The 23,984-nt window shown below is 34.9% G+C and carries 20 protein-coding genes; 10 read left to right on the top strand and 10 right to left on the bottom strand.

Annotation, left to right across the window (positions count from 1 at the left end):
- Positions 1-32 precede the first annotated feature (32 nt).
- Both CYAN10605_RS00575 and patR read right to left on the bottom strand, forming a co-directional pair.
- Positions 33-779 (bottom strand): sugar phosphate nucleotidyltransferase, encoded by a 747-nt coding sequence (locus CYAN10605_RS00575; protein WP_015218005.1) that lies wholly within the window; start codon positions 777-779, stop codon positions 33-35.
- Between the two features lie 152 nt (positions 780-931).
- Positions 932-1,537: a heterocyst master regulator PatR gene (gene patR / locus CYAN10605_RS00570; RefSeq protein WP_015218004.1), complete on the bottom strand. Its 606-nt coding sequence runs from the start codon at positions 1,535-1,537 to the stop codon at positions 932-934.
- Between the two features lie 161 nt (positions 1,538-1,698).
- Between patR and CYAN10605_RS00565 the strand changes: the two genes are divergently transcribed.
- The 4 genes from CYAN10605_RS00565 to CYAN10605_RS00550 all read left to right on the top strand — a co-directional run bounded on the left by CYAN10605_RS00565 (position 1,699) and on the right by CYAN10605_RS00550 (position 7,359).
- Positions 1,699-3,342, top strand: a complete 1,644-nt coding sequence (locus CYAN10605_RS00565) for an acetolactate synthase large subunit (protein ID WP_015218003.1) — start codon at positions 1,699-1,701, stop codon at positions 3,340-3,342.
- A 499-nt stretch (positions 3,343-3,841) separates the two neighbouring features.
- Complete coding sequence (gene tpiA, locus CYAN10605_RS00560; protein WP_015218002.1) at positions 3,842-4,567, top strand: triose-phosphate isomerase; 726 nt, start codon at positions 3,842-3,844, stop codon at positions 4,565-4,567.
- Between the two features lie 184 nt (positions 4,568-4,751).
- A complete protein-coding gene (gene folP / locus CYAN10605_RS00555; RefSeq protein ID WP_015218001.1) occupies positions 4,752-5,600 on the top strand; it encodes a dihydropteroate synthase in 849 nt (282 codons plus the stop codon).
- Between the two features lie 349 nt (positions 5,601-5,949).
- Complete coding sequence (locus tag CYAN10605_RS00550; protein ID WP_206536259.1) at positions 5,950-7,359, top strand: MFS transporter; 1,410 nt, start codon at positions 5,950-5,952, stop codon at positions 7,357-7,359.
- Positions 7,360-7,494: 135 nt separating this feature from the next.
- Here CYAN10605_RS00550 and CYAN10605_RS00545 read toward each other — a convergent pair whose 3' ends face one another.
- The gene (locus CYAN10605_RS00545) at positions 7,495-8,154 is read right to left on the bottom strand and encodes a ComF family protein (RefSeq protein WP_015217999.1); all 660 of its coding nucleotides are present in this window, start codon (positions 8,152-8,154) and stop codon (positions 7,495-7,497) included.
- Positions 8,155-8,200: 46 nt separating this feature from the next.
- Between CYAN10605_RS00545 and CYAN10605_RS00540 the strand changes: the two genes are divergently transcribed.
- On the top strand, positions 8,201-8,638 hold the full coding sequence (locus CYAN10605_RS00540; RefSeq protein ID WP_015217998.1) for a DUF3531 family protein: 438 nt from the start codon (positions 8,201-8,203) through the stop codon (positions 8,636-8,638).
- Positions 8,639-8,663: 25 nt separating this feature from the next.
- Here the strand turns inward: CYAN10605_RS00540 and CYAN10605_RS00535 are convergent, their stop codons facing one another.
- Positions 8,664-8,906: a DUF8620 family protein gene (locus tag CYAN10605_RS00535; RefSeq protein ID WP_015217997.1), complete on the bottom strand. Its 243-nt coding sequence runs from the start codon at positions 8,904-8,906 to the stop codon at positions 8,664-8,666.
- A gap of 108 nt (positions 8,907-9,014) precedes the next feature.
- Here CYAN10605_RS00535 and CYAN10605_RS00530 point away from each other — a divergent pair, with 108 nt between their 5' ends.
- Positions 9,015-9,533 carry an adenine phosphoribosyltransferase gene (locus CYAN10605_RS00530; protein ID WP_015217996.1) on the top strand — a complete coding sequence of 173 codons (519 nt, stop codon included), beginning with the start codon at positions 9,015-9,017 and terminating at the stop codon, positions 9,531-9,533.
- A gap of 88 nt (positions 9,534-9,621) precedes the next feature.
- On the opposite strand, the gene CYAN10605_RS00525 is transcribed toward CYAN10605_RS00530, so the two are convergent.
- A complete protein-coding gene (locus CYAN10605_RS00525; RefSeq protein ID WP_015217995.1) occupies positions 9,622-11,223 on the bottom strand; it encodes a type IV pilus twitching motility protein PilT in 1,602 nt (533 codons plus the stop codon).
- A gap of 229 nt (positions 11,224-11,452) precedes the next feature.
- Between CYAN10605_RS00525 and CYAN10605_RS00520 the strand changes: the two genes are divergently transcribed.
- Positions 11,453-12,148, top strand: a complete 696-nt coding sequence (locus CYAN10605_RS00520) for a DUF928 domain-containing protein (RefSeq protein ID WP_015217994.1) — start codon at positions 11,453-11,455, stop codon at positions 12,146-12,148.
- Here CYAN10605_RS00520 and CYAN10605_RS00515 read toward each other — a convergent pair.
- Complete coding sequence (locus tag CYAN10605_RS00515; RefSeq protein ID WP_015217993.1) at positions 12,138-13,292, bottom strand: NAD(P)/FAD-dependent oxidoreductase; 1,155 nt, start codon at positions 13,290-13,292, stop codon at positions 12,138-12,140. The two genes, CYAN10605_RS00520 and CYAN10605_RS00515, sit on opposite strands and share 11 nt — an antisense overlap.
- A gap of 243 nt (positions 13,293-13,535) precedes the next feature.
- Here CYAN10605_RS00515 and CYAN10605_RS00510 point away from each other — a divergent pair, with 243 nt between their 5' ends.
- On the top strand, positions 13,536-16,988 hold the full coding sequence (locus CYAN10605_RS00510; RefSeq protein ID WP_015217992.1) for a PAS domain-containing sensor histidine kinase: 3,453 nt from the start codon (positions 13,536-13,538) through the stop codon (positions 16,986-16,988).
- Positions 16,978-18,003, top strand: coding sequence for a GGDEF domain-containing response regulator (locus CYAN10605_RS00505; RefSeq protein ID WP_015217991.1), 1,026 nt, complete (start codon positions 16,978-16,980; stop codon positions 18,001-18,003). Before CYAN10605_RS00510 ends, CYAN10605_RS00505 begins: the two co-directional genes overlap by 11 nt.
- A 184-nt stretch (positions 18,004-18,187) precedes the next feature.
- On the opposite strand, the gene CYAN10605_RS00500 is transcribed toward CYAN10605_RS00505, so the two are convergent.
- Both CYAN10605_RS00500 and ntcA read right to left on the bottom strand, forming a co-directional pair.
- The gene (locus CYAN10605_RS00500; RefSeq protein ID WP_015217990.1) at positions 18,188-19,636 is read right to left on the bottom strand and encodes a DUF3084 family protein; all 1,449 of its coding nucleotides are present in this window, start codon (positions 19,634-19,636) and stop codon (positions 18,188-18,190) included.
- 80 nt (positions 19,637-19,716) lie between these two features.
- Positions 19,717-20,394: a global nitrogen regulator NtcA gene (gene ntcA / locus CYAN10605_RS00495; protein ID WP_015217989.1), complete on the bottom strand. Its 678-nt coding sequence runs from the start codon at positions 20,392-20,394 to the stop codon at positions 19,717-19,719.
- 153 nt (positions 20,395-20,547) lie between these two features.
- On the opposite strand from ntcA, the gene fabI reads away from it, so the two are divergent.
- On the top strand, positions 20,548-21,330 hold the full coding sequence (fabI, locus tag CYAN10605_RS00490) for an enoyl-ACP reductase FabI (protein ID WP_015217988.1): 783 nt from the start codon (positions 20,548-20,550) through the stop codon (positions 21,328-21,330).
- A 255-nt stretch (positions 21,331-21,585) separates the two neighbouring features.
- On the opposite strand, the gene CYAN10605_RS00485 is transcribed toward fabI, so the two are convergent.
- Entirely contained in the window at positions 21,586-22,743 is a 1,158-nt protein-coding gene (locus CYAN10605_RS00485; RefSeq protein ID WP_015217987.1) for a pyridoxal phosphate-dependent aminotransferase, read from the bottom strand.
- Between the two features lie 363 nt (positions 22,744-23,106).
- Positions 23,107-23,940 carry a carbohydrate ABC transporter permease gene (locus tag CYAN10605_RS00480; RefSeq protein WP_015217986.1) on the bottom strand — a complete coding sequence of 278 codons (834 nt, stop codon included), beginning with the start codon at positions 23,938-23,940 and terminating at the stop codon, positions 23,107-23,109.
- Positions 23,941-23,984: the final 44 nt, after the last annotated feature.

Here is a 23,984-nt window from a genome sequence, read left to right as displayed (position 1 = left end):
TTAATTCTTTAACGCTCAAATTTTCTCCCCTGTTAAAAAGATTGCCAATTTTCAGCAATAAATTTTTCTGCTTGAATTAAAGTTTCAGGTGTACCAATATCTAAAAAAGGAGCAGAAGTAATATGAACTTTTATCTTACAACCTTGACTTAGTAAATAAGGAAAAATATCATATTCAAAACTCAATTTATTATTTTGAGGAAACTTAGCTAAAACATCATTTTTAAAAAGATATATTCCGCCATTAATTATACCTTTACCGTCTTTTTTTTCGGCAAAACTAATTAAATTATAATCATCATCAAATTTTAAAGAACCATAACGGGAAGCATCTTCTACGGTTAAACCTAAAATAACCCCTTCTACAGTGTCATCATTTAAACATTCAAAAAAAGGTTTTAAATTGCTAAAAATAAGAGAATCTCCGTTTGCTACTAACCAATAATCTGTATAACTTTTATCTTGTTTAACTGCATTAATAAAGCCGCCTCCAGTACCTAAAGGCTCTAACTCTTCATAGCATTTGATAGATAAATTATCAAATAAACTTGTATTAAAATAATTTTTAATTATTGTTGATAAATACCCTGTAGAAAGAAGAAAATTATTGATATTTTGTTGATGTAAATAACGAATAATCCACTCAAGAAAAGGCTTATCTAAAACCTTTGCCATCGGTTTAGGAATATCTGGTAATAAATGTTTTACCCTTGTGCCAAATCCTCCTGCTAAAATAACGGCAGTAATTTTTTTTTCTTGGTTCACAAATTTATTATTCATGTTAATAATATATTGAGTAGAAATAAGTGATGATTGGTGCGGATAGTTAGGGTTTTAGGGGATTGGGGTATTAGGAAGTATTTTATTTCATCTGACACCTGACACCTTTTCCTAAGCAATAATTGACACGACGAGAAGTGACAGAGCCACTATTATCGATAATTAAAACCAATTAAACCTAAATCTAAATATTTTTTGATTCGTAAAATTTTGCCCTCTAAACAAGCACTAAAAGTAAAAAAATGTCTAATTTGATTATTGGGAATTTTGCCTTTTAATTCTAGTTTAAAATAATTAGGTCTTTGGCGAGATTGACCTTGATTTATTTTGACAATAACTTTTTCTTTATACTTAGAAGAATAAGCAATATCCCCTCGAATAGAAAAATAATTATCAGGTAAAATTTCTGGAATATTTGTTTGAGGTTGATAGATTCCTGCTATTTGAAAATGAATATTATCTGTGTCTGGAATAGTATGAGGATAGACAACCCAATTTTGTACTTGGTCTAAATCCACATGATTTTTCACCGCACCAATGGTTTTTCCTAATAGTACAGTATTAAAAGTTTGATTGTCAGCAGTAGTAATAATTCCTTTAGTTAAAGCATTTTGCGAAGGTTCATATATTCCTTGAATGACACCTATTGCTCTATATTGTAAGGGATGATCGGGAATGCCAATAGCAGGATGATCTAGGAGAAAAGTAGAATCGGGGTTAGAATTAGCAGAAAAATCAGAAGAATTAATGACGCTCACACTCTCTATATCAGATGAAAAAGTTAAGATGAAATTAGTAGGATAAAATCAATCGCCTCTATTGGCAACGGTGAAAAACCCTTTTCCTAGAATATAACAACTAGATTGAACATAATCAATTTAAACATCAATTAAAGATAACAAATCAAAGTGGGGGGCAAATGAACACGGCAGAATTATTAATCAAATGCTTGGAAAATGAAGGAGTTGAATATATTTTCGGCTTGCCCGGAGAGGAAAATCTGCATATTCTTGAAGCCTTAAAGGAATCCTCCATTCAATTTATCACCACTCGCCACGAACAGGGAGCGGCTTTTATGGCTGATGTATATGGACGTTTAACGGGCAAAGCAGGGGTTTGTCTTTCCACCCTCGGACCAGGGGCGACAAATTTAATGACGGGGGTTGCTGATGCCAATTTAGATGGAGCTCCTTTGGTAGCAATCACAGGGCAGGTGGGGACTGATCGTATGCACATCGAGTCACATCAATACCTCGATCTTGTGGCGATGTTCGCTCCTGTCACTAAATGGAATAAGCAAATTGTACGACCGGGTATAACTCCTGAAGTAGTAAGGAAGGCTTTTAAGGTAGCGGAGAAGGAAAAACCCGGGGCGGTACATATTGATTTACCTGAAAATATTGCGGCGATGGAGGTTCAAGGTTCTCCTTTACGTATCGATAATCGAGAAAAAATCTATGCTTCTTTTAAAAGTGTTAATAGTGCGGCAGTGGCGATCGCAAAAGCTAAAAATCCGTTAATTTTGGCAGGAAATGGCACAATTCGAGCAAAAGCGGCGGATGCGTTAACCCAGTTCGCTACAGAGTTAAATATTCCCGTTGCGAATACGTTTATGGGTAAAGGTACAATTCCCTATCTTCACCCTCTTGCATTATGGACAGTAGGTTTACAACAGAGAGATTTTATTACCTGCGCTTTTGAAAAAAGTGATTTGGTGATTGCGATTGGTTATGATTTAATTGAATATTCTCCAAAACGCTGGAATCCCGATGGCACAATTCCCATTGTTCACATTGCTGAAACTTCTGCTGAAATTGATAGTAGTTATATTCCTACGGTGGAAGTAATTGGGGATATTAGCGATGCTTTAAATGAAATTATTAAAAGATGCGATCGCACTTCTAAACCTTTACCTTTTGCGGCCACTCTCAAACAGGAAATTCGGGAAGACTACGAACAATATGCCCATGATGAGGGATTTCCCATCAAACCGCAAAAAATTATCTATGATCTAAGACAGGTAATGGGTTCTGAAGATATAGTTATTTCTGATGTGGGAGCTCATAAAATGTGGATGGCAAGACACTACCACAGTGAAGCCCCTAATACTTGTATTATTTCCAACGGTTTTGCAGCTATGGGTATCGCTATTCCCGGTGCGATCGCCGCTAAGTTAGTTCACCCTGATAAAAAAGTAGTAGCAGTAACGGGAGATGGGGGCTTTATGATGAATTGCCAAGAATTAGAAACCGCCTTAAGGGCAAAAACTCCCTTTGTGACATTGATATTTAACGATAATGGATATGGCTTAATTGGTTGGAAACAAATGAATCAATTTGGTGCGACAAGTTTTGTTGATTTTGGTAATCCAGACTTCGTTAAATTTGCCGAGAGTATGGGTTTAAAAGGCTATCGTGTGGAATCCTCCGAAGACCTCATTCCTACCCTTAAAACTGCCCTTGAAGACAATGTTCCTGCGGTGATAGATTGCCCTGTGGATTATCGTGAAAATATCCGTTTTTCTCGTAAGTCAGGGGACTTAAGTTGTCCGATATGGGAATAAAAATAACCTCTGTTCGGAGTTAAGGTATTGAGATATTTGAGGATGAGGTGATAAGGAGAGAGGGAGATGAGGGGAAGGGGTGAGAGGGGGAAATGAGAGTTCGCTGTGCTTGTAAACTCCCTTCAGTCGTGAACGGAGTTTTTAATTATTCACTATTCACTATTCACTATTCACTATTTACCTTTGCCCCTTGCCTTTTGCCCCTTGCCTTTTGCCTCTTGCCTCTTGCCTTGTCTTAACTACTAATTACTAATTATATTCTCTTGCCGAGTATCGTAATAGGACAATTTGCCTAAACATCATACACACTATACAATAAAAACTTTGAAACTTATGTCTAAATCAATAGGGTTTTATCTTCCCTTAAGGTAATTGTGTCAATAAATTGACAAATAATAGTTATTTTGATGGTGAAGCGAACTCCTTATTTACTTCTATAAGGCTTGGACATAGGATAATTAAAAGAAATTGATAATATTAATAACTAATAGAAAGTAAAGTGAGACAAATTATTATTGCTGGTAACTGGAAGATGCACAAGACTCAAACAGAGTCTTTAGAATTTTTACAGGGTTTTCTTTCTCATTTAGAAGATACCCCCGAAGAAAGAGAAACAGTGTTATGTGTACCTTTTACCTGCCTAAATTTCATGTCGAAAAATCTTCATGGCAGTCGTGTTAAGTTGGGAGCTCAAAATATTCATTGGGCAGATCAAGGGGCATTTACTGGAGAAATTTCTGGGGAAATGCTGAAAGAGTTTGGTATTAACTATGTCATTGTTGGTCATAGTGAACGTCGTCAATATTTTGGTGAAACTGACGAAACAGTTAACGCTCGTTTATTAGCGGCTCAAAAACACGGTTTAACCCCTATCTTATGTGTGGGAGAAAGTAAGGCTCAAAGAGATGCAGGGGAAACAGAGGCGGTAATTTCTGCTCAAATTGAGAAAGATTTGGTGAATGTGGATCAAAATAATTTGGTAATTGCCTATGAGCCTATCTGGGCGATCGGAACTGGGGATACCTGTGAAGCGGCAGAGGCTAACCGAGTTATTGGTTTGATTCGATCGCAGCTCACGAATAAAAACGTTACGATTCAGTATGGCGGATCTGTGAATCCTAAAAATGTTGATGAAATCATGGCACAACCTGAAATTGACGGTGCATTAGTTGGAGGAGCAAGTTTAGACCCTGAAAGTTTTGCTCGTTTGGTTAACTATCAATAGGTAATGGGTTCGGGGTTAGAAAAGAGGTGTCAGGTGTCAAGTTGCAGGTGAGGAGGAGATGGGGAGATGAGGGGATGGGGGGAGAGGTGGCAGGTATCAGGTGGCAGGTGTCAGGTTTAAGGGAGTAATGAGTAACCAGTAACGAGTAATTATCAACTATTCACTATTCACTATTCACTGTTAGATGACTCAATCTTTAACTATCCGCAATTATCATTTTGAGTGGGGTAAACGTACCTATTTAATGGGTATTCTCAATGTTACTCCCGACAGTTTCAGTGATGGGGGAAATTTTTGTTCTGTGGATAATGCGGTTAAACAGGCGTTAAAAATGGTCGATGAAGGTGCGGATATTATTGATATTGGAGGGCAATCCACTCGCCCAGGGGCAAAACAAATAACTCTCGAAGAAGAATTGAATCGGGTTATTCCTGTGGTTCAGGCTTTACGGCAAAAATCTGATATTCCTATTTCCGTTGATACCACTCGCTCTGAAGTTGCAAAAGAAGCGATCGCATCTGGTGCGGATATAATTAATGATATTTCAGGGGGAACTTTTGATCAGGAAATGCTACCCACAATCGCAAAATTAAATGTACCGATTATTTTAATGCACATTAAAGGTACTCCTGAAACTATGCAAAGTTTAACAGATTATCAAGATTTAATAGGAGAAATACAAGACTTTTTACAAAAACAAATTAATCAAGCAACTAACTTAGAAATAAAAAAAGAACATATTATTATCGATATTGGTATTGGTTTCGCAAAAAACTATGAGCAAAATATAGAATTACTAAGAGCAATTAGTCAATTTAAATTAATGAATTTTCCCCTGTTAGTGGGAACATCGAGAAAAAGTTTTATCGGCAAAATTTTAAACCAAGACGATCCCAAAAAACGAGTTTGGGGAACTGCCGCCAGTTGTGCTTATGCTATTACTCAAGGAGTAGATATTCTCAGAGTTCATGACGTTGCACCTATGTACGATATTGTCAGAGTAACAGATGCTATATCCCGAAGACTAAATTAACTGAAGTAACGAGTAATGAGTTTTTAACTATTAATTAACCTGAGTTCGGGATAAATTTTCATCTATGAATGATGGAGAAAAAAAGGCAAAAGGCAAGAGGCAAGAGGCGAACCCCCCTTTATCCCCCCTCGAGAGGGGGGAGGGCAAAGGAAAAATTAAGAATTAGGAATTAAAAACCCCGAACACTCATTATTTGTTACTCATTACTTTATCTCAACACCTGCAACCTGCAACCTGAAACCTGACACCTACCCTTATCCAATATTCTTAAACCGAACTGAGGTTAATGACAATTATCAACTATACACTATTCACTAATTGCCCTTCTCGTTCTAAAGGTGATGTTATAATGTTGAAAAATGAAACTTTTATGAGTACAGAAAAAGTATCAGATAATCAGCAAACATCAGAAAATTATCAACAAGTAAATCAACATCGCCCTCAATTTAGTTTTCGGCAAATATTGAATATGAATCTAGGTTTTTTAGGTATTCAATTTGCTTGGGGGTTACAAATGGCAAATATGAGTGCTATATTTGAGTATCTAGGGGCAGACGCTCATCAGTTACCTATTCTTTGGATTGCCGCACCTTTAACGGGTTTATTAGTTCAACCAATTATTGGTAACTTAAGTGACTATACATGGACTCCTTTAGGTAGGAGAAGACCTTATTTTTTAGGAGGAGCGGTTTTAGGTGCGATCGCACTTTTATTTATGCCTCATTCTCCCAGCATTTGGGTGGCGGCTATTCTACTATGGCTATTAGATAGTAGTGCTAATATTAGTATGGTTCCTTTTCGAGCCTTTGTTGGTGATTTACTGCCTCAAGACCAACGTACAAAGGGATTTGCGATACAAAGTGTTATGGTGGGTATGGGGGCAATTTCAGCTTCTGCCCTGCCTTGGATTTTAAGTCACTTTTTTCAAATAGATAACACCACTAATGCTCTTCATCAAATACCCTTAACCGTTGAATATTCCTTTTATACTGGTGCAATTCTCTTTTTAGGAACAGTAATTTGGACTGTTATCACAACTCCAGAATATCCTCCTCAAAACTTAGAAAAATTTGAGCGCCTACAGGAACAAAGAGGAGGAATTATGAGTAGTATAAGAGAAAGTTGGCAATCATTGCAAAATATGCCTTCTACTATGACTTATCTAGCCAAAATTCAATTTTTTACATGGTTAGGTATATTCTGTTTTTTTCTTTACTTTCCCCCAGCCGTAGCTAGAAATATTTTCGGTGCAACTAATCAAGGTTCACTGCTTTATAGTGATGGTATTGAATGGGCTGGAGTCTGTTTTGCTCTATTTAATGGTGTATGCGTTATTTTTTCCTTTTTGTTACCTAACTTTGCCAAAAAAATAGGTCGTCAAACAATTCATTGTTTATGCTTATTCTGTGGTGGTATTAGTCTTATCGCTTTACTATTTATCCACGACAAGTATATATTACTATTCTCCATGTTTGGTTTTGGTATCGCTTGGGCCAGTGCTTTAGTTATGCCCTATGCCATGTTAACCGAATCAATTCCCCCTCAAAGACGAGGCATTTATCAAGGAATCTTTAACTTTTTTATTGTTTTACCAGAAATTGCGGTTTCTCTGTTTTTTGGCTGGATTATGAACTATTTTCTCCATGACAATCATCTTTTAGCCGTTGTTTTAGGAGGAGTTTTTCTGATTATTGGTGCTGGTTTTACTCTACCTAGAGTGGAAGGGTTGAAAGCTATTTTTCCGCAAAGTTCCAATTAGGAGTAACGTCAGTTCGGGTTAAGGCAATTTTATTGTTATTTCTAAGAAGCTATAAGGTTTTCTGACTAGGAGAAAATAACGCTTTCAGCTTATCCAAAGCTCAGGTTATATTAACTCAGAACCCCGAACTTAGGTTTATTCACTATTCACTTTAGAGAGAGTAGCTACTCCTACCGATAGTAATTTGTGTTTAGTTAAAACTTGTCGGGCTTCATTAACGGTGGTGCCTGTGGTGTAAATGTCATCTACGATTAGGGTTGGGTAACTTTTATTTATTGTGGCTAAATCCTTCCCTATTTCAAAAGCCTTTGAGATATTTTTCTTTCTAGCAGAGGGATTTAAACCAAACATTGCTGTTGTATCTTTCACTCTTTGTAAAAGATTTGGCTTAAGAGAATAACCTGTAATTCGAGTAAAACCACGAGCGATTAATTCGGCTTGATTGAATCCCCTTTGTTTCAATTTTTCAGGGTGTAGAGGAATCGGAATTACTGTTAATTTTTTATATTTCTCTTTGTTTCCCGAATCAAGCCATTTTTTTCCTAACCATTGACCCATTAACACCCCTAAATTTCTATTGCCATTATACTTTAAAGATGCGATCGCTCTTTTTAATGTGCCATCATATTTTCCCCATGCAAAAATAAGAAAATTATCAGATGTTAATTCTTGGGAAGAGTCCAGTTGACAAAGATCTATTTTTTGTTGACAATAAGAACAAATAATCTTTTCTGCTGTGCGTTGACAAAGGGGACAATTATCCTTTAAAAATAACGACAAAAAATTATTTAACATTACCTTAATTTTTACTGATTCTTGGCAAATAAAAACTTATTAAAAAATGGAAATAAACTTCAGAGAATTTAACCCTTTCGATTTATGGATTTGGTTAGAGTTTGATCATGTTCCCTCAGAAATGGAAAAGCAATATGTAGAAGAATTATTTAATTCGTGGTTTTATATTGGTAAATTAGGGGGTTTTAACGCAGAAAATTTACAAATTCAAGATACGGGAATTGATATTAGTTACCTACAGTATGATTATGATTTTGCGGACAACGCCATGATGTCTCCTATGCACAATATGGGAGAATTTGAGTATGTGGGTAATTGGGGAAGATGTTGGTTTGATTTAGGCACAAGTGACTTAATTGCTCTTGATGTTTTAATCAATTCTCTCCGGGAATTAGCAAAAGAATATGTTGGCATTATTCAGTTAATTATTGGCGGTGAAAATGAGGATTGGACAGTAGAAAAAAGAAATGATTTTGATGATTAAATTATCTTTTTTTATGCCTTAAAAGTTATTCTTTACTTAATTTTTCTCCTACTTTTTTGATCAACCAACTTAACAATGCACCTGTGAATAAGATTCCAATGGCTGGATTGAAAACAGGTTGCCAAAGTTGATACCAAATATCCCAACCCAAAGAAATTCCTAAAGAACGTCCCATAAGTGCGATCGCAAACCAAAAAAAGCCAATAATCACAAGAAATACATCGGCGATTAAAAAGCGATCTAACCAGAGTAACAATTTTTCTTTCATAGTAAAATTTAGGGTAAAATCTTAAATCCTAAAGGTCATTGTATAATTCTGGTTAAAAAGAATACTAGATTAAAAGCAATAAAAATTACTTATATAAAATCAAAAACTATGGACTTAAAAGCCTTAATCCGAGATATTCCAGATTTTCCTCAGCCCGGTGTCATTTTTAGAGATATTACCACATTATTAAAAGAACCAAAGGGCTTGAAATACGTCATAGACTCCCTTGCATTGGAGTGTGAAAAATTAGAGAACACTCCCGACTATATTATCGGCATTGAATCAAGAGGATTTATTTTTGCTCCCGCTTTAGCTTATCATTTAGACGCAGGATTCGTTCCCGTACGTAAAAAAGGTAAACTGCCTGCAGATGTACATTCCATCGAATATCAATTAGAATACGGTACAGATACATTGGAAATTCACCAAGACGCTATACCATCCGGCTCGAAAGTGATGATTGTAGATGATGTGATTGCAACAGGTGGTACAGCGAAAGCAACGTCAGATTTAGTTCAACAGATTGGTTCAGAACTTGTAGCCTTTGGTTTTATTGTAGAATTGACAGGATTAGAGGGTAGGAAAAAATTACCTGATTTACCCTGTATTAGCCTTGTTGAGTATTAAAAAAATTAACAATCAAATTTTCTCCCTAATCCTAATCCCCCAAGTCATCAACACTCCTTATCCTTAACCCCGAACTCTCCAAATTCCCTTAAACTCTACCTCTCAACATCATTGCCATTTCATTGCGAGTGGGGGAATGTTCAAGGGCGGTTTCTTCGGTGATTCTTCCCTCTTGATAGAGATTAAATAAAGATTTATTCATCGTCACCATTCCATCATATTCTCCATCTACCATTAATTGAGCAATTTCTTCATATTTGTTGCCGGTAATGTAATCTTTTACTGTTTCCGTATTGATAAGAATATCGTGGTAAGCGGCTCGTTTGCCGTCAGTAGTGCGACATAGTCCCTGTGCAATCACGCACACTAAAGACTCTGCGATCGCAGATCTAATGGCTGGTTGTTCCTCGGCAGTGTATAAAGTGAAAATACGTTCTAAGGTTTTGATAGCACTGTTGGTATGTAAAGTACCCATAACTAAGTGACCTGTTTGGGCGGCTTTAAGTGCCGTGTTAACGGTAGATTTATCCCGCATCTCACCCACTAGGATGATGTCAGGATCTTCCCGAAGTGCCGCTTTTAGGGCATTATCAAATAATAGAGTATTCATTCCTACTTCTCTTTGCTTAATCAAAGACTTACGACTTTTATGGACAAATTCCACAGGATCTTCAATGGTAATAATGTGCTTAGGAAATTCATTGTTGATATAGTCAATCATTGCCGCTAGGGTAGTGGATTTACCCGAACCCGTAGGACCTGTGATCAAAATTAAGCCTTTATGAACCTCACACACATCTCTGAAAACAGGAGGAAGGCGTAATTGTTCCATAGAAAGAATTTTTAAAGGAATTAAACGCAATACTAAAGCAGGACCAGTTAAAGTATCAAAAACATTAATCCTTACCCTGGCAAAGTCATATTGAGTCGCCCCGTCAAATTCTAATTCCTTCTTAAATCTCTGGATTTCCTCCTCTCTCATAATCTCTCTTAACCAACTCATAAAAGTATTAAGGTCGATTTCTGGGTATTGCTCCAAAATTATCATCTGACCTCGATCGCGCATTCTGGGTAATTCACCCACCCCTAAATGCACATCAGAATAGCCATTATCAAAAGCCAACTTAACCAATTCTCGTAGAGAAGGTTGTCCGGGGGATCTCCCCACCGATGCTGAAGGGCGAACCCCTGCCTGTGGCCCCGGTCTTAAATTAGCTTTCTGTACTGTGCCACCTCGGCGTACATCTGTTTCTCCCGGTCTAGCGGTGCTACGAGGAGGACTTAAAGGAGGGGGAGTTAAAGGGGGATGGGTTAGGGGAGGTGGAGCGGGGCGAACATTTTTTGCCGATGGAGAGGGGCTACTAGAGGGTTGAGAAGAATTAGTATCTTTTCTTAGCCCCGGAGGCGGTGGTAAATTGGGGCTTTTTCTTCCCAAAGGAGGCATCATATCAGGAGAGGTGATTTGAGTTTGATCTTCAGATTCAAAATCGTCATCATCGTCAAAATCAGGGGCATCAAAGTCAAGAGATTGAGAAGAAAGGCTTTGGCTATCATCCTCCAGAGAGGGAAATTTACGATTACTCATTCTGGTTTCATCATCAGTTTCTGTTATGCCCTGACGTTGAGTTGGGGGTATGATGGGAGGAAAAGGTAAAGGCTGTTTTTTAGATCTATCAGAGGATTGGGTCATAGCTATTTTTCTCTCAGCTTAGAATATCTCTTTTTCTCAATTCTACTGACATATTCTCTGAATTTAAAGTAAATCTTAACAATACTATAGTAGTTGCAAGAGACAAAAGTGAATAGTTGATAGTGAATAGTGAATAATGACCCTGAACTCATTACTTATTGTTGATTCCCTTGTTATCATAAATGTGCAGGAATAAGAGATGAGATTAAAATTTTAATGAGGTAGAAAAATGAAAAATAACAATAATCCCTATTTCCTCCGAGGGATAAGTAAATTATTTGTTGCAGTTACAAGTATCATGGTTATCTTGCCTGTATCTGTCAACGCCCTTGAATTTCCTAGCGCTCCTGAGAGAAATCCCCCTAAAAGTACGGCGGCGGGTGGACGTAGGGGCGGTTGTGTTCAAGGTGATTTACCGATAAAAGCTATTACCCCCGGAGACGATAACAAAATTAAAACTATATCTTCTCAGCCTCCCTTTTATATTTATATTCCTAAAACTAAGGCAGATTCTGCACAATTTCTAATTAAGAGTGAAGATGGAACTCAATTAGATTTTCAGGAAATAGCCATTGAAAATGGAGATTACATTATTGAAATTAATTTATCTGACCAAATAAATATAACAGAGGGTCAAACCTATACTTGGGAAATATCATTAGTCTGTAATCCCATGTTTATTAATAGTGGTAATTATACAAAGGGTACTATTGAAAGAGTATCCCTAGATGAGTTAACACAAACTCAATTAGAAATGACAGGGGATACCCTAGATAAAGCCCAAATTTTTGCCAATGCTGATATTTGGACGGAAACTTTGATTAATGTTATTGCTGTTAAGGAGTCACAACCCCAAGAGTGGATTGAGTTGCTCACTTCTGTTGGTTTGCATGATTATGCTGAAAAAAGTTTTGCTACAAATTAAAGGAAATAAGGGTTTCTTCGCCGTTGACTAAATAGTCGGCAAAGTATCGGGCAAGGGGAGGCACGAACACAAATGGACTGGTAAACCCAGAAAATATAGACAATCCTTCTATTTGTCCGATTTTTCCCACTAAAAAAGGCATTCCTTCTGTAAAGGCAACTTGGCAATTATGCCATTTTCCCGATAGGTTAGCCAAGGAAGGTAAAATAGACGCGATCGCATCTCTGAGTCTTTTTTCACTGATGACAGAATCAATGGGAGAATTAAGATTAGGAATTATTTGACTGATTTGTCCCAAACAAAAGCTACCATCAAGAAATTGAATTGCTCCAGCTTCTAACACATCTCCATATAGAGTATTACTTTCTTTTTGCCATATCTTTTCTGCTGATTGAGCCACTTGTTTTTCTGTATCAAGACGTTTCATTGTACAAGGCATAACCAACGTTTTTAGTTTTACGGGAGCAGGAGGAGTCATAATTAACTGGGCATGACTAAAATAAAGAGGTAAATTTATCCCTAAATTTTGCAAAATAGAACGAGAAAAAGCTCCTGCACAAAGAATTATTTGACTAGCAGAATAACTATTTTTTTCGGTTTTTACCCCTATAATTTTATCTTGGTTTTTCTCTACAGAAATTACTAATTCTTGCTCAACTTTTCCTCCTAATCTCATCAACGCTTTTTGATAAGCAAATATCATTTTCTCTGGTTGAACATGACCTTGAGGAAATCTTAAACTACCTGAAATAGCATCAATATTAATTAATGGTTCAAGGGAATTAGTTTCTTTTTTATCTAATAATTTTGGGGCAATATGAAATTTTTGATATTGTTGAAAAGTGTTTTCAGGATCTTGATTTTTATCAATAGTAAATAGTAAATCTAATTCTCGAAAATCAATGTTATAGTCTAACTCTTCTGTTAAATTACGATAAATATTAATACCTTCTTGGCATAATTTAATAGTTGTTTCATCTGTTCCGCACCAATAAGAAATTCCCCCATAACTATAAACTGTAGCATTATTAAAAATGGAATCTTTTTCTAATAGCAAAACTCGCAGATTTTTTTTAGCTAATTCATAACTTAAAACAGAGCCAGTTAAGCCCCCACCAATAATGATTACATCATAATTATTCATAGAAAATAACAGTAAAAATATCTTTAGACTTTCAGCATATATTATATATAACCTCTGCTCGAAATGAAATTTTTTTGGCTAAAATAAAATGTAAAACAGTAGGTATTGAATGATATTCAATCTATACAGGCTAAAGAATTATATAAAACTTATCTTCATGGATTTTTGTTTCTTTTAACACATTGATTAATCCCTAAAATTTTCATTGATTAAGAAAAAAACGTGTCATAATTTGAGCAAATCTTGAAAATCACTATCAATCCTGTGATGAGTTCCGAAAAAATTAATTTACTCCTAATTGAACCACAGAAAGGTAATTATAGTTTAATTCGCAAATTACTCACACAAATAAAATATGCAGATTACAGTTTAAAATGGTTTAAAAATATTCAAGAAGCTGCGGTGAGCGCATCTCAATTTTATGACTATGATGCTTATATAATCAACTCATCAGCAAATAATATCAAACAATGGTGTAAACAACTTTTTCCCTCTCCAATAATTTTACTCACCGAAGACATCGCAACAGGTAGAAATTTTTTACATCAAGGTATTAGCGATTATTTAGTAGTTAATCAATTAAATTCCGTTTTACTAGAACATTCTCTCCGTTTATCTCTTGAAAATAGCCGTTATCAAAAACAATTAAAACAAAATACCATAAACTATCAAACTACTATTGCTCAAGAAAGAGAAAAACTAAAACAGATTATAATTTTTCACGAAGATACAACCCTACGCAAACAAACTCAATTAGAATTAGAAAGCCAAAAAAAGAAATATAAAACAATACTCAAAACCGCCATGAATGGTATTTGGATTGTTGATGTTGCCACAAATCCTCCTCGTCTAGTGGAAGTCAATGATGCTTACTGTTATATGAGTGGTTATACCAAGTCAGAATTACTGTCTATGTCAATTTTAGACATTGAATATGATCTTAATCCTAAAACCCTTCAAGAAAGGACGGAAATGATTATCAAATCCCAAAAACTTTGTTTTGAAACTAAACACCGACGTAAAGACGGCACAATGATGGACTTGCTAGTTAGCGTCAACTATATTAAAGAATTTAACTTAGTCGTTGGTTTTCAGCAAGACATAACAGAAAAAAATAAAGTCCAAAATCAACTTTTAGAAACAAATGCAAAGATGAGTGCCATCTTTGACGCACTGCCAGACTTATTCTTAACTATTTCTTCTCAAGGAATAATTATTGACTATAAATCTTCTTCTCGTTTTAGTAACTTATATCTATCGGCTGAAGTATCTTTATCTAAATCGATTATGGATGTTTTTCCCGATTACTTCTGTCAAAAAATATTTGATGCCATAAAGTATTGTCAACAAACAAAAGAAGTAGTTAAATTTGACTATTGCATACTTAAAGACGGAAAAATAAACTATGAAGAAGCAAGAGTAGTTGCTTTAAATAACCAAGAATTTTTAATAAATATTCGTAACATCACTCAAACCAAATTAGCTGAAATTGCACTTAAAGAAAGCGAAAATCGTTATGCAGAGTTAGCAGAATCTTTACCTATAGGTTTATATCGCAATAATACAGAGGGTCAATGTATTTATATTAATCAGAAAACCAGTGAACTTTTAGGCATTAGTTTTGAAGAATGTTTAGGAGAAGGGTGGGCAAAACGACTTCATCCAGAAGATGCCCAAAGAATTTATGAATCGTGGATGAAAGCCTTTAAAAGTAAATCTTATTGGCAAGAAGAATATCGTTTTTTACATCCTAACGGTAAAGTGGTATGGGTGATGGCAAATTGTACTTTTACCTACAATGAAAAAGGGGAAAATACTGGCTCAATTGGAGGATTAACAGATATTACGCCCCTAAAAGAATTAGAGCAAAATTTACAAAAATCACAAAAATTCATCGAAACTATTATTAACACTATCCCCTTTCCCATTTTTTGGAAAGACAGAAATAGTATTTTTCTTGGCTGTAATCAACTACTAGCAGATATTCACGGTTTATCATCAACCAACGAAATAATCGGAAAAACCCCTTTTGACTTTGCTGTTACAGAGGAGGAAGCCCTAAAGTACATTGAAGATGATAGAGAAGTGATAGAATCCAATCAAGCAAAATTATTTATTGAAGAAACATTCACTTTAGATAATGGTGAGCAACTTTGGATAGAAACTCATAAAGCCCCTTTGCCTGATGAAAAGGGAAATATTATTGGCTTAGTGGGAATGTTTAAAGATATAACAGAGCGTAAACAAACAGAAATCGAATTAAAAAAAGCAAAAATTAAAGCCGAAGAAGCCTCCCAAGCAAAAAGCCTTTTTTTGGCAAATATGAGCCATGAGTTACGCACTCCCCTTAATGCAATTTTAGGCTTTACTCAACTAATGAGCCTTGATGATGATATTTCTCAAAGACATAAGCAATATATCAATACTATTAGTAAATCTGGGGAACATTTATTATCACTTATTAATGAAATAATAGATCTATCAAAGATAGAATATGGTAAATTAAAAGTCAATAAATACTCTTTCAATTTTCTGGATTTTCTTAATAACCTCGATGAAATTTTTACCCTAAAAGCTCGAAACAAAAATATCGATTTTATTTTACATAAACAGTCTGGTTTGCCCGAATATATAAAAACAGATCAAGGAAAACTGAGATCTATTATTACTAATTTGATTAATAATGGGATTAAATTCACTCGTCAAGGTTCAATAACACTCACTGTTAAAATAATTAATGACGATAATAGTCAACAAGAAGATAATCAAAATGTTAATATTTATTTCTCTGTTGAGGATACTGGGGCGGGTATTCCCGAAAATGAACTAGAAAAAATCTTTAAAGTTTTTACTCAGGGAAATAGGGGGCAAAATTCAGGAGAAGGAAGTGGTTTAGGGTTAGCTATTTGTAAAACATATACTAATTTATTGGGGGGATATATTAAAGTTAGCAGTAAACTCCATTATGGTAGTAAGTTTGAATTTAACATTATATGTCAAAAAGTAAAATTTACTGATTTAGTTAAGGGCAATAACATTGTTAAGATCGTTAATAACGACTCTTTTATCTCAAAATATAGAATATTACTACTAGAAAAAAACTCCGTAGATATTCAAATTATTCGTCATCTTTTTAGGGGAGCGAATTTTGAGCTTAGAGAGGGCAAAAATAGACAAGAAATTCTCGATATTTATCAGCAATGGCAACCAAGTCTAATTTTAATTTCCGTTTCGAGTTTAAATAGTAAAAATATAGAAACAGTAAAAATAATTAGAAGGTTAGAATTCAATTATTCATATCAGACTAAAATTGTCGCTTTAACAACTTTATCGTCAACTAATGAACTTTTAACGGCGGGTTTTGATGATTTTATCTTAAAGCCCTTTGATTTTACTAATTTTTGGCGAAAAATAGAATTATGTTTGAATATAGAACTTAAGTGGCAAAATGAAATTGTTGATCATGAAAATAATAAAAAGACGATTCGATTAAAACCTGAAAATTTAGTCTTTATGGGCTATTCTTGGCGCAAAAAACTTTTTTATAATTCTTTAAGTGCCCGAAGTAGTAAAATACTAAAGACCATTGAAGAAATTCCCTATAACTATCAACAAATAAGAGAGTCTCTAAAATTATTGACTGATCAACTTAACTTTGAAGAGTTAATGTATTTGAGTAACATAAATGACTACTGATAGTGGTGCGAATACAAGTGACGGCGGAGATAACCAAAATTCAAAAAGAGGTGATATTTTAATTGTTGATGATCAAATTGAAAATATCCAATTTCTTTCCACGATGTTGATGGATAATGGTTATGAGGTGAGACAAGTATTAAGTGGAAAACAGGCGTTAAAAGTAGTTGATTATGATCCTCCTGAATTAATTTTGTTAGATATAATGATGCCTGAAATAGATGGTTATGAGGTTTGTCGTCAACTAAAGAGTAATTCTCGTACCTGTCAAATCCCCATTATATTTCTTAGTGCTAAACAACAATTGTCGGAAAAAATTAAGGGTTTTAAAGTGGGGGGGGTTGATTATATAACTAAGCCTTTTGTGGTGGCTGAAGTAGTTTGTCGTTTGGAAACTCATTTAAAAATTTATCGTTATCAAAATCTTTTAAATCAGGAAATAGTTGCCCGAAAAAAAGTTGAACAACAGTTATTAATTGCAAATCAAAAACTGGAACAAATTGCTAATATTGATGGTTTAACGGGGGTTTATAATCGTCGTTATTTTAATGATTTATTATCAAAAGAATGGTATCGTTTATGTCGAGAAAAGCAACCTTTATCAATGATTATGGTTGATATTGACTGTTTTAAGGAATATAATGACACCTATGGACATTTACAGGGTGATGAAGTTTTAAAGGCGATCGCATCAACCCTAAAGTCTAGTTTACAACGCTCCAGTGATTTTGTTGCCCGTTATGGGGGGGAAGAATTTGTGATTCTCTTACCTAATACTGATTTACAGGGTTCAATCACGATATGTGAGAATATTTCTCTAAAAATAATGGAATTAGCTATACCCCATCGGGGTTCTAGTGCCAGTAATAGCATTACGATTAGTATGGGCGTTCATTGTCTTATTCCCTCTGCAAAAATTAATCCCTATACTTTAATTGATAAATCAGATGATGCTCTTTATCTGGCAAAAAAAGAGGGTAGAAATTGTTTTCGGTATAGTGTTGACTTAGAATAATATTTAACCTCAGTTCGGTTTAAGAATATCGGGTAAGGGTAGGTTTCAGGTTTCAGGTTTCAGGTGTTAGGATGTTTAGGGGATGAGGAAGAAACAAGTAATGAGTGATAAGTGTTCAGAGTTTTTAATTCTTAATTAAGAGGCTGTCTTTTGCCTCTTGCCTATTCCCTAACTAAATGAGAAATCATAGTCTAAATACTTCTTTGCCGTCCGCAATCACTACTAAGTTAATTTGTAATGGTCCTGAGGTATAGGTTTCACTGGCGGCGACAGTCAAAATTTCGTCAATAGTTTGGTCTGAAGACTGTAATTCTTCGATAAAGTTAACAAGGGAGGTTATTTTGCCATCCCCGATAAAAATTTGTCCTAATATTCCCTCTCTACGAGCTCGGAATTGGCTAACGGAAATGAGAAAGTCTAGTTTTTCTTGTAATTCGCCACTGTTTAAATCTTGTTCATCAATAGAAATAGATGCGATCGCTTCATTTTTTTGGTAGATTATTTGATTAGGGGTAACATCTCCAAAAATACGGATTCTTTCTTCTCCTTGCACATAATTACCAGCCGATAAAATTCTCACTAAATATTGCCCCGGATTGGCTAATTGTTGTTTCATCTGTTCTACTTGCCCCCTAGTTATCTGTACAAACCTTTCTTTGGGGGGCTGATTACCATAACCAATAATCTGCATCACATTGCGATTGGCTTGACTTAAAATAGCATCCACTAACTCGCTGATGTCTGTATCTTTTTTGATTTGTACCAAAGTAACGCTTAATACTTGTCCTTTAATAACAGCAATGGGTCTTTCTCTTAAATCTTGATAAGTTTGGTAGTATTGTTCGAGAATTTCCACTTCTTGGCGGTAAAATTCCAGTTGACCTTCTAAAGAAGCTAATTCCCGCTCTTTTGCATCTAATATATCATCCGTTTGAGAAATGAGGCGATCGAGTTCTACTATTTGCTCATCTCGGCTACTTATTTCTGATTCTAACTGTTTTTGTCTATTTTTTAACTGTTCAAGGCTGATTTGTTGTTGTTGTAAAATTGCCTCTTGCTGTTCAATTTGTCCTTGTTTTTCTCGTAATTCTTGATCTCTTTGGGCGATGGATTGTTCTAACTTTAAGCTCTGTTGTTGAATTTCATCTTTTTCTATTAATAAATCTTCTTTTTCTTTAATAATTCTTTCTACTTCTTTTCTTAGTTTTTCTGTTCTACTTTGAATTTCTCTAACTTTTTTTTGAGTTGTTGACAATTCATTTTCTTTAACATTCAACTGATTTAAGACAGTGTTTTGTCTATTTTTAGCCTCTAGCAGAGCTTCTTCTACCCTTTCTTTTTCCGCTTTTACCGTATCTAATTGTTGAGTAATTTCTCGTCTTTTTTTGAGAATTTCATCTAGTTGAAAAACCCCCTGACGCAAAGATGCACTTAAACTAAATAAAATAATTAAAGTAGAAGCAGAAATTAATGTTCCTGTACCGATGGTAATTAAAACAGCAGTTTGTTTGGGTCTTAATTGAAAGAGTCTTAATCTTGCTTTTCCAACCCTTGTACCAATGCGATCGCCCAATGCTGCGATTAGTCCCCCCAAAAGTAACATCGCTATGATTAAAATATAAGCGCTAGTCATTAGTTAATAATTTGTGTAGTTAAAAATCAAAAAAATGATTATTTTTTGTTAGTAGAGGTGGGAGGAAATAGAGGAAAAACTTATGCAAATTGCTGACTAAGGGCAACAGGATTATGTACTGTGATTTTTTTCTTATTGATAGTAATTAAATTTTCTTGTCTTAATTCTCCTAATAAACGAGTCACCGTTACCCGTGTTGAACCAATAGCCTCTGCGATCGCCTGATGAGATAATTTTAAATCAATAGTAATACCGCTAGGGCTAGGAATACCAAAATCTCGACAAAGAATCAATAAAAAACTAACTAAACGAGAAGCCATATCACGATGAGCTAAAGTTTCAATCATCATCTCTGTTTGCAATATGCGAGACGATAAGCCTTGTAACATCAATCGAGACAACTCAGGATTTTCTTTTAAAGAACGCTGAAAATGCTCGATAGGAGCGGAAAGTAATTCCACAGGAGTAAAAGCCACCGCATGATAGAAGCGATCGGATTTTTGCCCAGTAATCAAAGACAAGACCCCAAAAACACTATTTTCTCGCAACAAAGCCACGGTAATCTCTTCCCCTGCCTCATAAACCCGTGACAACTTGACAGCACCTTTCATTAAAAAATATACTCTTTCCGCAGGGTCACCCGGAAAAAAAATTGTTTTACCTCGTTCAAATTTTTCCACCACAGGGGTATAAATTCCCGCCCCAATTTGACGAAAAACTGAAGCTAAGGGTTGTTCAGACATAGACAATGATTGCATAGGGATAATTAACTTAAAAATAAAATTAAAAATGGCTCGATAAACGACCCTTTCTATAAGAAAATAGGAATAACGAGAAAACCGTCTATAACTTGATCAGTTTAGCGAATAATTGTCCTTAAATTACAGAAAATTAGATTCAAAATCAAGAATATGTTAGATTTGACAGGAAAAAACGCCTTAGTAACAGGTATTGCTAACAATAAATCTATTGCTTGGGGTATTGCTCAACAACTACATAAAGCCGGTGCAAATATTGGTGTTACCTATTTACCCGATGAAAAAGGACGTTTCGAGAAAAAAGTTGGAGATTTAGTAGAACCTTTAAACCCCAGTGTTTTTCTTCCTTGCAATGTGCAAGATGATGCTCAAATAGATTCTACCTTCGATCAAATCAAAGACCAATGGGGTCATATAGACATTTTAATTCATTGCCTAGCCTTTGCGCAGAAAGAAGACCTATCGGGAGAATTTAGTAATACTTCTCGTAATGGTTTTCAAACAGCCTTAGATGTCAGCGCCTATTCACTAACCCGTTTAGTGCAATCAGCGAAACCCTTATTTCGTGAAGGTAGTAGTATCTTAACCCTTAGCTATCTTGGGGGTGTAAAAGTTATCCCTAACTATAATGTCATGGGTGTTGCTAAATCCGCCTTAGAAATGAGTGTTCGTTATTTAGCCTCCGAATTAGGCCCTATGAATGTGCGAGTAAATGCGATTTCTGCAGGCCCCATTCGCACTCTTGCCTCTTCTGCAGTAGGAGGAATTCTTGATATGATTCACCACGTGGAAAAAGTTGCACCCCTCAGACGCACTGTTACTCAAACTGAAGTAGGGAATACCGCCGCTTTTTTATGTAGTGACCTAGCTAGTGGTATTACAGGACAAATTATTTATGTGGATGCAGGTTATGAAATTATGGGCATGACAGAGTAAGTATTGAGTTAGAGTGTTAGGGGATTGGGAGATAGGGGGAGAGGGAGATGGGGGGATTTTTGTTCATAAAGTTTTAACTAATAGAAAAAAATCCTTATATCTCTTACTCTTACTTAATCTCAGTTAACCTAATTTTTTACTTTGAAACAGCCCTGCTTTGAGAGAGGGGATAAAAAGAGGGAAATTTCTTTTTTATCTTAACTCCGAACTCAAATTATTGCCCATTGCCCTTTTAACTTTGCTTTCTCCCCCGCTTTAAACCTCGATAAGTTGTGATAAACCTTCCACCAATCTATTAATACCTATAGATGCAGTATCATAATTTAACGCTCCATAGGCAACCCTTAAACAACACTTATTTTCTACACCAAAAGTTGTTCCGGGAATTACCGCCACTCGATAATTTTCAATGAGTTTTTTTGTTAATTCAAAAGAATTCATATCGCTCTTAATTTTTAAAAACAAATAAAATGCCCCATCAGATTTACTCACTTCACAAATATTAGAAATTTTTGCTAAAGAATCAAGCATTTTTTCTCTAACTTTATTTATTTCTAGTAAGTATTTTTGACAATAATTTTTGCCAATTTTTAAAGCACCATAAGCACCATATTGGGAAATGACAGGAGGACAAATTAGAATGGTATCTTGAATTTTTTTAACAGCCATTTCTAAATGTTTTGGAATCACCATATAGCCAATTCTCCAACTAGCAAAACCATAGGCTTTCGATAAACTGAATAAAGAAATTGTGTGATTATCACTATCTACAAAAGAGGCGGGAGAATAATGTTTAATTCCATTGTAAGTAAAATACTCATAAGCCTCATCACTGATATGATAAATTCCTTTTTCCTTACATATTATATTAATAGCTAATAAGTCTTTTTTTGAGTAAACAACCCCTGTGGGATTATTAGGAGAAATGGTTACAATTGCTTTTGTTTTTGGTGTTATGGCATTAATAATTTGATCTATATCTGGTTGATATTGATTATTTGTATCGACAATTATGGGTTTACAATTAGCCAATCTAATCGCCATTTCATGATTAAAATAATAAGGGGCTAAAATAATTATTTCATCTTCTGGATTAGTGATAGCTAAAACTGCATTCATAAACGCCATATTTGACCCTGCAGTTACGAAAATAGATGACCTATTTTGACTATAGTTAATCTGATTATCTTGAGCTAATTTAGTTTCTATTTCTTCTAATAATTTATTGATACCATTGATAGATTGATATAAATTATTTTGAGGATTACCGGCAAATTTATCAATCTCTTTGAAAGTCTCATCTGGAGGGGGATAAAATACAACTCCTTGCCCTAAAGAGATAGTATTCGGGTTATTAATAATTAATTCATTAATAATGGGTATTAATGGTAATTGTATGTTATCTGCACGCATAAAAAAACCTCAATTCGACGTAATAATATCAATAATGTTAGGTAGGTTTCTGGTTTCAGGTATCAGGCATTAAAATTAGGAGTTAACTATTTTCATTCTTCTTTTTTTATCTAGTGTGTCACTACTTTTTCTTTATTCTTAATTGAAATCTATTCATTATGAGCTATTTACTATTAATTAACTGTCTTTTTTTCTATTTTTTATTTAACTGTCAAACCTGCCACCTGCAACCTTTTCCTAACCAATAATTTACATACTCAAAGTAATAGAGACATTTTTTATCGTTGCCTGTTACCTGATTTCTGCAAGAAATCTATTAACTTTAACTCCGCAATCTGAACTAATATAACTCCTAATTACTCTTTATCCCTTCACTCCCGTATTGGCATCACTAGGAATAATATAATGTTGTAAAGTAATAAATAAAACTAAAACTGGAACTAAGGAAATAATCGAACCTGCGGCAATAAAACGCCAATTTAAGTCCAAAGAACTAGCTAAAGATGCAACTCCTAATGGTAAAGTATAGTAGTCGGGGCGATCGAGGATAATAAGAGGCCAGAGAAAATCACTCCAAGAACCAATAAAAACAAAGATAGCAAGGGTAATAATTGCAGGGCGAATCGCAGGTAACATAATATGCCACCAAATACCCAATTCACTACAACCGTCCATTCTTCCTGCTTCTTCTAACTCTTTTGGTACTCCCTGAAATGCTTGTCTTAGTAAAAATATACCGAAAGCCGAGGTAATTTGTGGCAAAATCAAACCTAAATAGTTATTTTTTAGACCTAGATTAACAGCAAAAATATATAGGGGAATCATCACGATTTGAAAAGGAATCATGATAGTTGCCACGATTAAGACAAAAATAAAATCTCTACCTTTAAATTCTAATCTGGCTAAAGGATAAGCGGCTAAAGCACAAAATAATAAGTTTAAACTAACAGTTAAAACCGCACTAATACTACTATTTAATAAATACTTACCAAAGGGGTAATTTTGCCAAACTAAAACAAAATTTTCAAGGGTAAATTGTTGCGGAATAAATTGAGGAGGAAATGCAAAAATATCTTCTCCTGCAGACTTAAAAGAGGTACTTAACAACCAAAATAACGGAAATAACATTGCTAGGGCAATTATTATTAATAAGATATAAATGGTTATAATCTGAATTAAAGTTTTTTTATTGCCCATTATTTCTTTTCTTTGTCAAAATCTGTTAATTTTAACTCTCAATT

The sequence above is a fragment of the Cyanobacterium aponinum PCC 10605 genome, from assembly GCF_000317675.1.
Lineage (GTDB): Bacteria > Cyanobacteriota > Cyanobacteriia > Cyanobacteriales > Cyanobacteriaceae > PCC-10605.
The sequence above is the reverse complement of the archived record's forward strand: the minus strand, read 5'-3'. Positions and strand labels throughout refer to the sequence as shown.